Source organism: Marinobacter metalliresistant (assembly GCF_038098645.1).
GTDB classification, from domain to species: Bacteria; Pseudomonadota; Gammaproteobacteria; order Pseudomonadales; family Oleiphilaceae; genus Marinobacter; species Marinobacter metalliresistant.
On record NZ_CP101118.1, the window covers coordinates 2358267 to 2373452 of the forward strand.

At 59.6% G+C, this 15186-nt stretch carries 16 protein-coding genes; 12 read left to right on the top strand and 4 right to left on the bottom strand.

All coding sequences use genetic code 11. The features are described from left to right. Positions 1-124: 124 nt before the first annotated feature. The 3 genes from NLK58_RS11070 to NLK58_RS11080 are packed head-to-tail and all read left to right on the top strand — an operon-like array spanning position 125 to position 2611. Positions 125-1165, top strand: coding sequence for an aminoglycoside phosphotransferase family protein (locus NLK58_RS11070; RefSeq protein WP_117618597.1), 1041 nt, complete (start codon positions 125-127; stop codon positions 1163-1165). Beyond that, entirely contained in the window at positions 1162-1860 is a 699-nt protein-coding gene (gene murU, locus NLK58_RS11075; protein ID WP_117618598.1) for an N-acetylmuramate alpha-1-phosphate uridylyltransferase MurU, read from the top strand. The genes NLK58_RS11070 and murU overlap by 4 nt, the downstream gene beginning before the upstream one ends. Beyond that, positions 1847-2611 carry a DnaJ domain-containing protein gene (locus tag NLK58_RS11080; RefSeq protein WP_227539257.1) on the top strand — a complete coding sequence of 255 codons (765 nt, stop codon included), beginning with the start codon at positions 1847-1849 and terminating at the stop codon, positions 2609-2611. The genes murU and NLK58_RS11080 overlap by 14 nt, the downstream gene beginning before the upstream one ends. Positions 2612-2613: 2 nt before the next feature. Here NLK58_RS11080 and NLK58_RS11085 read toward each other — a convergent pair whose 3' ends face one another. After that, positions 2614-3561: a DUF3530 family protein gene (locus NLK58_RS11085; RefSeq protein WP_117618599.1), complete on the bottom strand. Its 948-nt coding sequence runs from the start codon at positions 3559-3561 to the stop codon at positions 2614-2616. Positions 3562-3678: 117 nt separating this feature from the next. Between NLK58_RS11085 and rpe the strand changes: the two genes are divergently transcribed. From rpe to trpC, 6 genes are all read left to right on the top strand, one after another. Continuing rightward, positions 3679-4365, top strand: a complete 687-nt coding sequence (rpe, locus tag NLK58_RS11090) for a ribulose-phosphate 3-epimerase (protein WP_117618600.1) — start codon at positions 3679-3681, stop codon at positions 4363-4365. Beyond that, positions 4362-5051: a phosphoglycolate phosphatase gene (locus tag NLK58_RS11095; protein WP_117618601.1), complete on the top strand. Its 690-nt coding sequence runs from the start codon at positions 4362-4364 to the stop codon at positions 5049-5051. The genes rpe and NLK58_RS11095 overlap by 4 nt, the downstream gene beginning before the upstream one ends. Positions 5052-5082: 31 nt before the next feature. Then, the gene (gene trpE, locus NLK58_RS11100; protein WP_117618602.1) at positions 5083-6570 is read left to right on the top strand and encodes an anthranilate synthase component I; all 1488 of its coding nucleotides are present in this window, start codon (positions 5083-5085) and stop codon (positions 6568-6570) included. 16 nt (positions 6571-6586) lie between these two features. Continuing rightward, positions 6587-7168: an aminodeoxychorismate/anthranilate synthase component II gene (locus NLK58_RS11105; RefSeq protein WP_341580770.1), complete on the top strand. Its 582-nt coding sequence runs from the start codon at positions 6587-6589 to the stop codon at positions 7166-7168. An 11-nt stretch (positions 7169-7179) separates the two neighbouring features. Next, entirely contained in the window at positions 7180-8208 is a 1029-nt protein-coding gene (trpD, locus tag NLK58_RS11110; RefSeq protein ID WP_117618604.1) for an anthranilate phosphoribosyltransferase, read from the top strand. Between the two features lie 174 nt (positions 8209-8382). Further along, entirely contained in the window at positions 8383-9204 is an 822-nt protein-coding gene (trpC, locus tag NLK58_RS11115; RefSeq protein WP_341580771.1) for an indole-3-glycerol phosphate synthase TrpC, read from the top strand. Between the two features lie 149 nt (positions 9205-9353). Here the strand turns inward: trpC and NLK58_RS11120 are convergent, their stop codons facing one another. The 3 genes from NLK58_RS11120 to NLK58_RS11130 all read right to left on the bottom strand — a co-directional run bounded on the left by NLK58_RS11120 (position 9354) and on the right by NLK58_RS11130 (position 11533). Continuing rightward, on the bottom strand, positions 9354-9968 hold the full coding sequence (locus NLK58_RS11120; RefSeq protein WP_117618606.1) for a DUF4202 domain-containing protein: 615 nt from the start codon (positions 9966-9968) through the stop codon (positions 9354-9356). A gap of 99 nt (positions 9969-10067) precedes the next feature. Continuing rightward, a complete protein-coding gene (locus tag NLK58_RS11125; RefSeq protein ID WP_117618607.1) occupies positions 10068-10685 on the bottom strand; it encodes a glutathione S-transferase family protein in 618 nt (205 codons plus the stop codon). A gap of 113 nt (positions 10686-10798) precedes the next feature. Further along, complete coding sequence (locus tag NLK58_RS11130) at positions 10799-11533, bottom strand: alpha/beta hydrolase (protein ID WP_341580772.1); 735 nt, start codon at positions 11531-11533, stop codon at positions 10799-10801. A gap of 417 nt (positions 11534-11950) precedes the next feature. Here NLK58_RS11130 and NLK58_RS11135 point away from each other — a divergent pair, with 417 nt between their 5' ends. From NLK58_RS11135 to NLK58_RS11145, 3 genes are all read left to right on the top strand, one after another. Continuing rightward, entirely contained in the window at positions 11951-12919 is a 969-nt protein-coding gene (locus NLK58_RS11135; protein ID WP_117618609.1) for an ABC transporter substrate-binding protein, read from the top strand. A gap of 98 nt (positions 12920-13017) precedes the next feature. Further along, positions 13018-14052 carry an ABC transporter permease subunit gene (locus NLK58_RS11140; protein WP_341580773.1) on the top strand — a complete coding sequence of 345 codons (1035 nt, stop codon included), beginning with the start codon at positions 13018-13020 and terminating at the stop codon, positions 14050-14052. Positions 14053-14062: 10 nt separating this feature from the next. Further along, positions 14063-15121: a glycine betaine/L-proline ABC transporter ATP-binding protein gene (locus NLK58_RS11145; protein WP_117618611.1), complete on the top strand. Its 1059-nt coding sequence runs from the start codon at positions 14063-14065 to the stop codon at positions 15119-15121. Positions 15122-15186 lie beyond the last annotated feature (65 nt).

Here is a 15186-nt window from a genome sequence, read left to right on the forward strand (position 1 = left end):
TTACACGTGCCCTCCGGGGTTGTTAACGGAAACTCCGCTGCAAAACCGTTTTACCCTCTTTATACTGGTCTGCTAACTTTCGCAGTCAGCGACAACTTAATTTAAAAGGATCGCAACCCGAGCCATGGACACCCGCCAGCAGTTGCTGACCGACTGGGTCAGACAGTTTCCGGGACTTGAACAGAGCAAACCCGAACCGGTTTCCGGCGACGCCAGTTTTCGCCGCTATTTCCGGGTCTGGCGGCGTGTGGGCCAGGATGAGCACACACCTTTTATCGTGATGGATGCGCCGCCGGAGCACGAGGATTGCGTGCCCTTTGTAGCCATTGCCCGACACTGGCACCGGCAAGGCGTGGCGGTACCGGACCTTGTACAGGTGGATCTGAAACAGGGCTTTGTGCTGCTGGAGGATTTTGGTGACCAGCTGATGCTCGGACAGCTGAACGATAACTCTGCCGGCCGGCTCTACCGGAATGCGCTGGATGAGCTGACCCTGATTGCCCGGCAGACCTCGCCCGCCAACTATCCGCTGCCGCCCTACGATGCCACGCTGCTTGAGCGGGAAATGGCCCTGTTCCCGGACTGGCTGCTGGAACGGCAGTTGGGCATGACGCTCGAAAACAGCGAAAAAGCCTTGCTGGACACCACATTTTCGATACTCCGTGAAAGCGCCCTGGCCCAGCCGGAAGTCACCGTGCACCGGGACTTTCACTCCCGCAACCTGCTGGTGCGTCAGGGCAAGGCCCGCCCCGGCGTCATCGACTTTCAGGATGCGGTGACCGGGCCGGTAACCTACGATGTGGTCTCACTGCTCAAGGATTGCTATATCCAGTGGCCGGAAGATCGCATCTGCGACTGGCTGGAGGCATTTCGCCAAAACGGCCTTGACGCCGGACTACACCGGGCAGACCGGGAAACGTTCCGCCAGTGGTTTGAACTGATGGGCATGCAGCGCCACCTGAAGGCAGCCGGAATATTCGCACGGCTGTCCATCCGGGATGGCAAGCACGCCTACCTCAAGGACATTCCCCGCACGGTGCAGTACCTGATTGTTGCCAGCAGCCGTCAGCCGGCCCTGCGCCATTTTCACGAGTGGCTCAGCGACCGGGTAATGCCCCTCATCGAGGCCAGCATCGGCCCGGCGCAGGAGCATTCGCCGCAGTGAAAGCCATGATTCTCGCCGCCGGCAAAGGTGAACGCATGCGGCCGCTGACCCTGGCCACCCCCAAACCCCTGCTTTGCGCCGGGGGCAAGCCGCTAATTGTTCACCACCTTGAGCACCTGCGCCGGGCGGGATTCAGCGAGGTGATCATCAATCACGCCTGGCTGGGTGACCAGATTGAAGAAACCCTGGGCACGGGCGAGCAGTTTGGCCTGTCCCTGCGTTACTCCCGGGAGGGTGAGCCCCTTGAAACCGCCGGAGGCATCGTCCGTGCCCTTCCCCTGATCACAGAGGGCGAATCCGGCTGGTTTCTGGTAATCAACGGCGACATCTGGAGCGACTTCGAACTGGCGAAACTCAAACCACCAGAGCAGTCAGACGCACTGCTGGTGGTCACCGATAATCCACCGCACCATCCCGGGGGTGACTTTTGCCTGACGCCACAGGGTGTATTGGCCGAATCCGGCCCTGACAGGCTGACCTTCACCGGCATCAGCCTGTTGCACCGTCGCCTGTTTGAGGGCCTGACGGATCAGGCCGGCAAGCTGGGGCCGGTCCTGCGCAAAGCCATGGGCGAAGGCCGCGTGGAGGGCCTCTACCATCCGGGCCAATGGGTGGATGTGGGAACTCCGGAACGACTGAGAGCGCTGGACCGGCAACTTCACAGCGGGGAGCCCGGAAACCATGGCAAGCGGTGACAAACAACCCGTGCTGCCGGCCCGAATGGAAGCCGAATTTTCCAGCCTGATGCGGGAACTCTCAGCGTGCGGCCATCAGGCACCTGCCCTGATCGAGCGGGCCCATTTGCCCCGGTGGTGCCGGCGCCCCCTGTTCTTTTTCCTTGGCTACATTGCCAGGGCGGAAGGGCGGGTCACCGAAGCCGACATTGGCTATGCCGAATCGCTGATCAAGGCCATGAGGCTGTCGGCACGCCAGCGCCGGCGTGCCATCAACTGGTTTCAGCAGGGCAAGGCCGCCGGACAACCGCCCTCTATCCGGGGGCTTGCCCTGAGGCTGTCCCGACGACTCTGGCCGGCACCGGCCCTGAAAACTGCGATCTGCCTGTGTCATGCCAGCCAGCTTGGTGGTCGCCCCGGTAAACCCCGGCGCTACCGCTGCGAGGATGCCATTGACCAGATTGGTCTGCCCGTGAGTGTCAGCGACGACATCTTTGACAGCTACGCCAGCAAGGTCTGGAGTCGCTACACAGAAAGCCAATCCAAACCAACCAGTTACCAGCAGGCGTGCGAACTGCTGGGGGTTACCCGGCGGGATTCACTGGAAGTGATCAAACGGGCCTACCGCAAAAAAGTGTCCGAATGCCATCCGGATAAGCTGGCGCAGCAGCAAGTCAGTACCAGCGAAAAAAATCTGGCCAAGGAACGGCTGCTGAATTATCAGCAGGCCTGGGAACTGATAAAACGGCACCACGCCGCCAGCCGACCATGATTTCACCGGGATTCCAGCCAGGCCGCAACGCGGCTGGCGATAGTATCGCCAAATGCCGCCGACGGCGGGCCGAACCCGGGAATCGGTTGCCGCTGGTAGCCGTCAGCCCCTGCCCGAAGCAGCTTCTCACCGGTACTCCAGCCCGGCTCACCACCGCCTGAGCCTGCCGGATGAAGGTCCAGCAATGCCGTGCCGAGCGAAGTGAGGCGCTCCGGCAAGTCCGCGCGGTCAGAGGGATAAAATTGGGGCGCGACCCAGACCAGGGCCGAGACGCTCGCCCCCTCCAGGATTCGGTTGGTCACATGAATGCTCGCCCGGCCAATACCCATAAGTGCCGGCGCCTCGTAGCCCCGCTCTACCAGCTCCGCCAGTCCTGCCTCCAGGGCCTGGCTGATCCGGTTGCGGTAGCGGGCCTCCAGATCATCCGCATTTTCCGGTGCCATCACGTCAATCATCACCGACTCGGTGGGCGCTTCATCATTCGCCTCCGGTCCCGGGGCACTCACAACTGGTCCCGCCAGCATTCTTTGCAAGGCAGGAGACGGGGCTTCCAGGCCAAGCGTCAGCACCGCCCACCCTCTCGCAGCCAATGCCCTGGCCACCGCTCCCGCCAATCCGGATGCGGCAGTTTCACCTTCATCAGCCAGAACCACCAGGGCACCCTGCGCCGGCAGCCTGGTCTCGGGGTAAAACAGCCCCAACGCGCGCACGCCCTCTTCAAGCTCCAGCCAGACGGCAGCCTCGGGAAATGCCTGACTCAGCCCCCGCTCGCCGATGCCCGTCCAGACCAGGGACCGACTGGCGGAACCGGCGCCTGAGCCCGCCTGCTCTGGCTTGGCGTTCGTCCGCGGGTCTTGACCCTGGGCAAGTGCGGGTGACACAACGGTTACGATCACGGCAATCACAACAAACCACCACAACCGGGGCCGGCAATTCTCGACTCTGAGCACAGATCCTGATCCTTTGACTGCGAAAAAACGCGACTGAGCTGTTAGACTAGCATTCACTTTGAATGTGCGGCAGGGACCGCTGACTACGCCATTATCAATTGTTTTGAGAGAGCCGTCATGAACCCTTACCTGATTGCCCCATCCATCCTGTCCGCCGATTTTGCCCGTCTGGGCGAGGAGGTCGATAACGTGCTGGCTGCCGGCGCCGATATCGTTCACTTCGATGTGATGGACAATCACTACGTACCCAACCTCACGATTGGCCCCACGGTCTGTGAGGCGCTGCGAAAGCACGGGGTGACCGCCCCCATTGACGTGCACCTGATGGTGTCACCGGTGGACGATCTGATCCGCATGTTCATTGACGCCGGTGCCAGTTACATCACCTTTCATCCGGAAGCGACCAATCACATTGACCGTTCATTGCAGCTGATCCGCGATGGCGGCTGCCAGGCCGGCCTGGTGTTTAACCCCGCCACGCCCCTGCACTACATGGACTACGTGATGGACAAGCTGGATATGGTACTGCTGATGTCGGTGAACCCCGGTTTCGGAGGCCAGAAATTCATTCCCGGCACCCTCGACAAGCTGCGGGAAGCCCGCAAGCGTATCGATGCCACCAACTACAATATCCGGCTGGAAATCGACGGGGGCGTCAAAACCGACAATATCCGGGAAATCGCCGAGGCCGGCGCCGACACCTTCGTGGCCGGATCGGCCATTTTCAACACCGGCGACTATCGGGCGACCATCGACGCCATGCGCGAAGAGCTGGAGCAGGCCCGCAAGGTGATCAATCAATGAGTCTTGCGGGGCTGTTCAGTCCGCGCTGGCCTGGCGTTGCCCTGTTTGATCTGGACGGTACGCTGGTGGACAGCGCGCCGGATCTGGCGGCGGCTGTCGATCAGATGCTGGAGCACCTGGGCCGTTCACCGGCCGGTATTGACCGGGTGCGGCAGTGGGTGGGCAACGGCGCGAGCGTACTGGTACGCCGGGCGCTGGCCGGGCAGATAGACTGGCAGCCGGCATGCCCCAAAGACGACGCCCTGTTCAAAGATGCCCTGGCGATTTTTTATCACGCCTACGGCACCATCAATGGTCAGTATTCCGTGGTCTACGCAGGCGTCGAAGCCTGCCTGACCCACCTCAGGAACCAGGGCTGCCGCCTGGGTGTGGTGACCAACAAACCGGAACAGTTTGTGGCGCCTTTGCTGGAACAGATGGGGCTGGATCACTGGTTTGAACTGAGCATTGGCGGTGACACCCTGCCGGTAAAGAAACCGGACCCGGCGCCCCTGCTTCACGCCATGGACGCCCTGGGCGGAACCCGCGGCACCACGGTGATGGTGGGTGACTCCGCCGCCGATGTGAACGCGGCGCTGGCCGCCGGCATACCCTGCGTGGCGGTCCGCTACGGATACAACTTCGGGCCCGCCGTAGACACCCTGGGTGCCGACGCGGTTGTTGATTCGCTCGCCGAGCTTTTGTAAAGATGCAAATCCGATTTCAGGAAACCGCACCATGACACCCGATCAATTCGCCGAGCTCGCCGACGCCGGCTTTAACCGCATCCCCGTGTACCGCGAGGTTCTGGCCGACCTCGACACGCCTCTGAGCACTTATCTCAAACTCGCCAGCGGGCCCTGTTCCTACCTGTTCGAGTCCGTCCAGGGCGGCGAGAAATGGGGCCGTTACTCCATCATCGGCTTGCCCAGCCATGAGGTGCTGAAGGTGTTTGACCACCGGGTCGAGATCAGCCGCGGCGGCGAGATTGTCGAAGCCAAAGAGGTGGACGATCCGCTGGCCTTCGTGGAAGCCTACCAGAGGCGCTTTCACGCTCCGGATCTGGACGAGCTGCCCCGGTTTAACGGCGGCCTGGTGGGCTACTTCGGCTATGACACCGTGCGCTATATCGAAAAGCGCCTGCGCAAGAGCTGTCCGCCCGATCAAATCGGTACGCCGGACATCCTGCTGATGGTGTCCAACGAAATCGTGGTGTTCGACAACCTGCGCGGCAAGCTGCACCTGATTGTCCACGCCGATCCGGCTGTTGACGGGGCCTTTACCCAGGCCCAGGCCCGCATTGATGAACTGGAAAACCGCCTGCACCGGCAGACCGCCGATGCCCCCCGCACCCCGGAACACCTGCGCGGCAAGACCGTGGACGAGAGCGACTTCATCTCCGGCTTCAGCCGGGAGAGATTCGAAGCCGCCGTGGACAAGATCAAGGGCTACGTGCTCGACGGCGATGTCATGCAGACCGTCATCTCCCAGCGCATGTCGATCCCGTTCGAGGCGCCACCCCTGAACCTGTACCGGTCCCTGCGGGTGCTGAATCCATCACCGTACATGTACTTCCTGGATCTGGGAGACTTTCATATAGTCGGCTCATCCCCGGAGATCCTGGCCCGGGTGGAAGACGAGGAAGTCACCGTGCGCCCCATCGCCGGCACCCGCAAGCGCGGCGCCACCGATGCCGAAGACAAGGCGCTGGAAGCCGAACTGCTGGCCGACCCGAAAGAAATCGCCGAGCACCTGATGCTGATTGACCTGGGCCGCAATGACGCCGGCCGGGTCTCGGAAACCGGCACCGTTCGGCTGACCGACAAGATGATTGTCGAACGCTATTCCCACGTCATGCACATTGTCTCCAACGTGACCGGCCGACTGAAGGACAACACCAGTTGCCTGGACGTGCTACGGGCCACCCTGCCCGCCGGCACTCTCAGCGGCGCACCCAAAATCCGGGCCATGGAGATCATCGACGAGCTGGAACCGGTCAAACGGGGCGTTTACGGCGGTGCCGTGGGTTACCTGTCCTTCAACGGCAACATGGATACGGCGATTGCCATCCGTACCGCCGTGATCAAGGACAACACCCTGCACATCCAGGCCGGTGCCGGCGTGGTGGCCGATTCGGTGCCCCGTCTTGAGTGGAAGGAAACCATGAACAAGGGCCGTGCGATCTTCCGCGCGGTGGCCATGACCTACAACGATTTCGACCACTGAGGCGGAGGAACGGATTATGTTGCTGATGATCGATAACTACGATTCCTTCACCTACAACGTAGTGCAGTATCTGGCGGAACTGGGCGCGGACGTTCAGGTGCACCGCAACGATGAAATCTCCGTTGAGGAAATCGAGGCCCTGAACCCGGAGCGCCTGGTGATTTCCCCGGGCCCCTGCACGCCCAACGAGGCGGGCCTCTCCATGGACGCCATCCGGCACTTTGCCGGCAAGCTGCCGATCCTGGGCATCTGCCTGGGCCACCAGGCCATTGGCCAGGTCTATGGCGGCGACATTATCCGCGCCGGGCGCGTGATGCATGGCAAGGTCTCCCCGGTGTTCCACAAGGATACCGGCGTGTTCCGTGGCCTGAGCAACCCACTGCAGGCGACCCGTTACCACAGCCTGGTGATCGACAAGACCACCCTGCCCGACTGCCTGGAAGTGACCGCCTGGACCCGCAACGACGACGGCTCCATCGAGGAAATCATGGGGGTGCGCCACAAGACGTTGCCGATCGAGGGCGTGCAGTTCCACCCGGAGTCTATTATGACGGAACAGGGTCACGAACTGCTGCGCAACTTTCTGAGAACACACTAAGAGGCCGACACATGGACATGAAAGAAGCTCTCAACCGCATTGCCTCCAACCTGGACCTGTCCCGGGAGGAAATGAAGGACGTGATGCGCATCGTCATGAACGGCGAAGCGACGGACGCCCAGATCGGTGCGTTTCTCATGGGTTTGCGCCTGAAAAGCGAAACCATCGATGAAATCACCGGCGCGACCGAGGTGATGCGCGAGCTGGCCACCAGGGTCACCGTGGACGCCGAGCCGCTGGTGGACATCGTCGGCACCGGCGGCGATGGCGCCAACCTGTTCAATGTCTCCTCTGCCGCATCCTTCGTGGTGGCGGCCGCTGGTGGCTTCGTGGCCAAGCACGGTAACCGTGCCGTATCCTCGAAAAGTGGCAGCGCGGACCTGCTGGAAAAAGTGGGTATCAACCTCAGCATGAACCCCGAGGAAGTGGCCCGCTGTGTGGAGCAGATCGGCGTCGGCTTCATGTTCGCCCCGGCCCATCACGGCGCCATGAAATACGCCATCGGTCCCCGTAAGGAGCTGGGCTGTCGCACCATCTTCAACATCCTCGGCCCGATGACCAACCCGGCAGGCGTTAAACGCCAGCTGATCGGCGTGTTCACCAAAGAGTTGTGCCGTCCCATGGCTGAAGTTCTGCAACGACTCGGCGCCGAGCACATCATGGTTGTTCACTCAAAGGATGGCCTGGACGAAATCAGTCTGGCGAGCGCCACCCACGTGGCGGAACTGAAAAACGGCGAGATCACCGAATACGACACCACCCCGGAGGACCTGGGCATCAAGAGCCAGTCTCTGGTAGGTTTGACGGTCGACACGGCCGAAGATTCCCTGAAGCTAATCAAGGCCGCTTTCGGACGTGGTCATGATGAAATGGCCGAAAAAGCACGGGACCTCATTGCCCTGAATGCCGGTGCGGCCATCTATGTCGCAGGCCTGGCAAGTACAACTAAAGAAGGCGTCGATATGGCCCTCGACGCCATGGGCTCTGGGCTGGCCGCCGGCAAGATGTCGGAGCTGGCTGATTTTTCCCAGTGTTTTTGAGGGCCAGAAATTCCGAAAGGATCTGACCAAGTTTGACGAGCCGGTGCTGGGGGCCTTTCCAAAACTGTCGGTAGCCATGGATGGCTACCGCCAAGCCCTACAGGGACGTACTTGCGGGCGTGTTTTGGAAAGGCCCCCAGCACCGGCTCCAGCACCCAATTCCGCAGGCATGAGATGACTGACAGACATTTGGACAAGACACCCACGATTCTTCTGAATATTGTGGATCGCAAATGGGAAGAAATTGATGAGCGCAAGCCTAAGGTCAGCATCGATGACCTGAAGGCCATGGCTGGAGACCAGCCGTCTGCAAGGGGCTTCGCAAACGCCCTGCGCACGCGAATTGAATCCAGAACCCCTGCGGTCATCGCCGAAATCAAGAAAGCCTCCCCCAGCAAGGGCATCCTCCGTGACCCCTTCGAACCGGAAGTCATTGCCGAAAGCTACGAAAAAGGCGGCGCCGCCTGTCTGTCCGTGCTCACCGACAAAGACTTCTTCCAGGGCCACGAGGGCTACTTGGTTGCCGCCCGCAACGCCTGCAGCCTGCCGGTGATCCGAAAGGACTTCATGGTCGCGCCCTACCAGGTCTACGAAAGCCGGGCCATCGGCGCGGACTGCATCCTGCTGATCGCCGCCTGCCTGACCAAAGACCAGATGCAGGAACTGGAAGGCATCGCCCACGACATCGGTCTGGACGTGCTGGTGGAAGTGCACGACGGCGAGGAACTGGACGATGCGCTGACCCTGAAAACACCCCTGGTCGGCATCAACAACCGCAACCTGCACACCTTCGACGTGTCTCTGGACACCACCTTCGATCTGCACGAACGGATCTCTCAGGACCGGCTGACCATCACCGAAAGCGGCATTATGACCAGAAATGACGTGGGCGCCATGACCTCACGAGGCATTTATGGCTTTTTGGTCGGCGAATCGTTTATGCGGGCTGAAGAGCCTGGTCAGAAGTTGCGAGAGCTGTTTTTTCCAGAAGGCTAACTCTCAAGCCTGAACAGGCCAGTGGGTACGACCTGCCAAAATCGTGCGGAGCCATGGATGGCGGAGCCGAGCGTACAGGGACGTATTCACAGCGTATTTTGGCAGGTCGTACCCGCTGGCCTGTGCACCAAAATATGCAAAAGGCATTATTACCCAGGCTTCGCCAATGCCTCCTGCAAGAGTTCCAGAAGATGGGCAGGCATTCCCTCAGCCAGCTTCAGCGCCGCCTCATGCCCCCGGGGCGACATCTTGCCCCAGGTCCGGCGCACGATGCGTAACCACTTCTCCCGGTCGTACTCCGCTTTCTCCTCATAGAAATCCGCGAAGTACCGCTCGAGGAAAACCATGCAGGCAACATCCTCCAGCAGCTGGGTGTCCTCATCCTGCCTGAGTTCGCGCTTGGTGAGAATCGTCTCCACCCGCTCGCATTCATCCGCAGGGTAGCCACAGTCCGCCATAATCTCCGCCGCCCGCCGGCCATGCATCCGGCCGCAGGCCTGGCGCCATTGATAGTAGGCCTTGCGGCCCTCCGGATAATCCTTGCGGGGCATCGTCCAGCGCTCGATGTGCTGGGCCCGGCAGGCGATCTGCATGCGCTCGGAGGGTTCGGCCTCCAGCTCGAACAGCCAGCGCGTCATGTGCAGGCTGTAGGCATATTCCTTGGGCAGACGCTCATCGCCAAACTGCTCCCGGTTCGGGTCCGCCTGGTTTGCCTGGTCGATGGCTTTAAGCGCGCATTGAAGACGTGAATCCTGGCCTGTCATTATCCTTCCTGAACTTTGTACGGTTTATCGGGTGACCATGTTGGGCGTGCTTCACCAGCGCTTCGGCACGCCGACAGTGAGCCCTGTGAAGCCGGGGGCTCAGGCCTGGGCAGAAGGACGCGCCTTGATGCGGTCATACCAGGCCTGGAGGTTGGCCTGCTCCGGCTTGATACGAATGTTCACCACCCGGGCAAAGGCGAGGGCGGTGAAGGCGTTGATATCCGCAGCCGTGAACCGGCCAAGGCAGATGTATTCCTTGTCCGCCAGGTGCTTATCCAGAAAATGCATGAACTTCTCCACGCTCCTGCCGCATTCCTCGCCCCATTCCTTGACCGGGTTCATCCGGTCCTTGAAGTAGCCGGTGGTGTGCTGGAAACACATGGCGGTGGGCATGAAAAAGTAATATTCGATCCAGCGCAGCCACTGCTCAAGCTGCGCCTTTTCCAGCGGGGTGTCGCCCAGCAGGCTGGGCGTATCCGGATAGCTCTCTTCGAAGTAGCGGCAGATCGCCATGGTTTCGGCAATGCAGGTGCCATCGTCCAGCTCCATCACCGGCACTTTTTTCATGGGATTGCGGGCGACATATTCGGGTGTCAGGTTTTCACCCTTCTGCAGGTCGATCTCGATGAATTCCGCCTTGTCGAGCAGGCCTTTTTCGGCCATGAACATACGCACGCGGCGGGGATTGGGGGCGGTCTTGGTCTCGAAGATTTTCATTGTTATCGGCTCCGTTCCTGATGATGTCTGGCGGTGTAAAAGGTCAAAAGCGAAAGACTGACCGGAAAGACGAAAGACTGACCGGAAAGAAGAGTTGCGTCAAGCAACCAATGCTATCGGTACAACCAGTTGCGAACCTGCCGGATGATCCACTCCGGCTCATCCAGTGGCAGGTCATGGCCGGCATCGGGGTGCAGTTTCAATGTCCATTGCCAGCGTTCTTCCAGGGCAGCACTGCAACGCCAGTGAACAATGCGGTCACCACGGCTGGCCAGCAACAGGGCATCCGGCAGGGGGCGCTTCTGCCCCGGCAGGTACCGCGCAGCCGCAGCCAGCTGGTTCACGGCATTGCGGGTGCTGACCGGGCGCTGGCGCTGGATGCTATACCACTGTTTCGCCAGGGACAACGGAACCTCATGATTGCAGGTAAGCCTGAGGATGTCCCGCTCCCGGTCAAACAGTTCCTTGCGGCCCAACAACCTTAGAATCCGGAGCCAGGCCCCTGGACGCATCCGTTGCCACGTCGGGCTGAAGCCGGAACTGGTGTTGATCAGGATCAGATTCTGAATTTCACCTTCGGAGACGTTCTGGGCCCAGTCCAGAGCAACCATCCCTCCCATGGAGAGCGCCAGCAGACTGAATGGCTTGGGAATATGACTTACCTGCTCACGCACTTTCTCACGAATACCGGCCACGGAGGCCGGACTGGGATCCCGATAGTGCACACCCGTACCAGGCAGATCGACGGTGTGAAAGTGGTGGTCCGGAAACGTTTCCTGCAGGCAGGCCGGAAAGCCTCCCCAGTGCGCCCGCTCCCGTGTCAGACCCCGCAACAGAATCCAGTGCATGCTATTGAGAATCCCGATACCAGTGCATGATGGCGGCCTCTCTCAGCATGGACTCCTCTTCCCGGGCCGGCAACCAGTTTTCGTGGCAGGAAAACGCCGGCATTTTCACGGTTCACCTATTTGTAGAAGTAATCCCACAAATGATTGCTACAACTTGTTGACGGTCCGCCGGGAGGCAGAACATGTCTCCGGTAAAGACGGATTCAGAATACGCCCTTGTAACTGAGCTGAGGTTCGTTATCCTTATATTTACGTATTAACCGAGACTCACTGATTTGTTCGACCATAACAACGACAATAAAACTGCTGTTTTCCCGATCCTTGCGGATCGCGGCCCCCTTATATCGGAACCTGTATCGGAAATAGCACCGACAACACCCTCAAAGAATCACAAACCCTGAAAAAGGAGAAGTGACTATGCGAAAGCTTACGTCTGCTGCAATACTTTGCGCGCTTTCAATACCCGCCATGGCCCAGGCCGATTGCGGCGAGGTATCCATCACCGAGATGAGCTGGGCTTCCAATACGGTCGTTACCAACGTGGCCAAATTCATTATGGAGCAGGGTTACGGCTGCGACGTGACTATTGTTCCATCCGACACCGTGCCCGCGGTGACCTCGGTTGCCGAAAATGGCGAACCGGACATTGTTACCGAGCTGTGGCTGAACTCGGCGGGCGAAGCCTACCTGCGCCTGGAAGAACAGGGCAAGGTAGAGCGGCTCGGCAAGGTGCTGGATCCAGGCGGCATTGAAGGCTGGTGGATTCCGACCTACCTCGCGGAAAAGAACCCCGAACTCACCACCATCGAAGGCGTGATGGCCAATCCGGAACTGGTGGGAGGCACATTCAACAACTGTCCGGACGGCTGGGGCTGCCGGGTTGTCAGCGATAACCTGATTCGGGCGCTGGACCTGAAAGGGTCCGGCATCAAAGTCTTTAACCACGGTTCTGGTGAAACTCTGGCGTCTTCCATGGCGTCGGCCGTACAGAAGAAAGAGCCCTGGTTCGGCTACTATTGGGGGCCGACCGTGCCTCTGGGCAAGTACGACATGACCCGGGTTGAGCTGGGCGAATACAAGCCCGAAGTGCACACGAAAAACCAGACCGCCAATGCGAAAAATCCGGGCGTTTCCGAATTCCCGGCAGCGACCGTCCTGACGTCGGTAACCAAGGATTTCAAAGAGCGTGAACCGGACGTTGCCGAGATGCTCAGCAAGCTGACGTTCAAAACCTCCACCATGAGCTCGGTTCTGGCATGGATGGACGCCAACAATGCCTCTGGTGAGGAGGCTGCTGTGTATTATCTCAGCAACAACAGTGACGAATGGTCAACCTGGCTGAACGACTCGGCCAGACAACGGCTGGCCAAGATTCTCAACAACTGATCAACCTGCCCCGCCCGGGACATCTTCCCTGACATGTCCCGGGCAGTTTCCCGAAAACCGATCTGATTTCAGACGCGCGCAGGAGAGACTGACCGCCCATGGCAACCTACGATTCCCTGTTTTCATCATTAGGCCTTAAAAAATGGTGCTCGGAAGGCACAAGCGACGGCCCCATGTCGATGGCCGATTTGCTGAACAAAACCAGGGGAGAAAGCGCCGAACCAACATCGATTTGGGAACTGCCGTTCCCATCCATGGATGCAATGAACGAGTCCTGTTCCGCCTTCCCCCAATCCCGGGAACTGACCAAGGGGCTTGAGCAGGGTTTTCTGGCGGTGAAGGACAGCCTCAGCCTGGTGCTCGACCCACTGACCCAGCCACTCAGCTGGCTCCTCGATGGCGCGCTTTACGCCATGCTCAGCACGCCCTGGTGGATTATTATTCCACTGTTGCTGGCGGTTGTTTATATGGTGACCAAATCCTGGAAGTTGATGCTTTTTGTCGGGGGCAGCATCGTGCTTCTGGCGTTTATTGATTATTACGACTACGCCATGCAAACCCTGGCGATTATTCTTGTCAGCGCTTTTCTCTGTGTGCTGCTCGGGGTGCCGGTCGGCATTGCCATGGCCCGAAGCAATACACTCCAGCGACTGATCATACCGGTGCTGGACATGCTGCAGACGCTGCCGCCATTCGTGTACCTGATCCCACTGATTTTCCTGTTCAGTGTCACCGAATCAAAACTCTACGGCATCGCGATCATCCTCTACGCCATCGTTCCCGTGATCCGGCTGACCAATCTCGGTATACGGCTGGTTGATAAGGACGTCATTGAAGCTGCCGACGCCTTCGGCATGACACCCCGGCAAAAGCTCTACAAGGTCCAGATTCCGCTGGCCCTGCCCAACATCATGGCGGGTGTGAACCAGACCATCATGATGAGCCTTGCCATGGTTGTTATCGCCTCCCTGGTGTCCGCGCCCGGGCTTGGGGTGCTGGTTCTGCGTGGCATACGTAATCTGGAACTGGGCGTTGGTCTGGTATCCGGCCTGGGCATCGTGATCCTGGCGGTCATTCTCGACCGGGTAACCAAGGCATCACTGGCACGTATCAACGTTTCGCAGAAGCAGTGAGGAAAGACCCATGGCAAAAGACATCAAGATTTCGATAAGAAACCTGTTCAAGATCTTCGGCCCCACTCCGGATGTGGCGCTTGAGTATGTTCGCCAGGGCATGAACAAGGCCGATCTGCTGGAGCAGCAGAAACACGTTCTTGGCCTGAGGGACATCAATGTGGATATGCACGATGGCGAAATCACCGTGATCATGGGGCTCTCGGGTTCCGGGAAATCGACTCTGATCCGGCACCTGAACCGCCTGATTGATCCAACCGCTGGCGAGATCCGGGTCGACGGTGAGGACATCATGAACTTTAGCGAAGAACAGCTTCGTCAGCTCCGACGGGAGCGCATGTCCATGGTATTCCAGAAATTCGCCCTGCTTCCCCACAAGACCGTTCTGGAGAACGCGGGGATGGCCAAGGATATCCGCGGCTACACCACATCGGACTTCGAAGCCGATGCCAGGAAATGGCTGGCCCGGGTTGGCCTTGAAGGTAACGAATACCAGTATCCGCACCAGTTGTCTGGCGGCATGCAACAGCGCGTGGGCATTGCCCGGGCGCTGGTTTCCGACGCACCGATCATGCTGATGGACGAAGCTTTTTCAGCGCTGGACCCACTGATCCGTTCAGACATGCAGGACCTGCTGCTGGCACTGCAGGAAGAGCTGAAAAAAACCATCGTGTTCATCACCCACGATCTGGATGAAGCCCTGAAACTGGCCGACCACCTGGTAATTCTCAAGGACGGTGAAATCGTCCAGCAAGGTGATCCACAGGAGATACTGATCAACCCGGGCGATCCGTATATTGTCGACTTCATCAGTGATATTAACCGGGCACGGGTTCTCAGGGTACGTTCAGTGATGGGCCCGCCAGATTCCCGTGAAGCCACCTATGCTGGCGACATCTCGGAGAAAGATAATCTGGAGTCGGTGCTCCTGAAATCCGGCGGCGATATGTCTCTGAATTACCGGGTAATGCGGGACCAGGAGCATGTAGGCACCCTGCACATGAAAGACCTCGCCCTTGCACTGGTACCGACCCCGGCCTCAGAAGACCGGAGTAAAAGCGCAGCCTGAACGCCGCCGCAGGGTTACAAAACCGCTGCCAGGGTCTATGATCAAGGTAAAGCCGACCCCCTTCG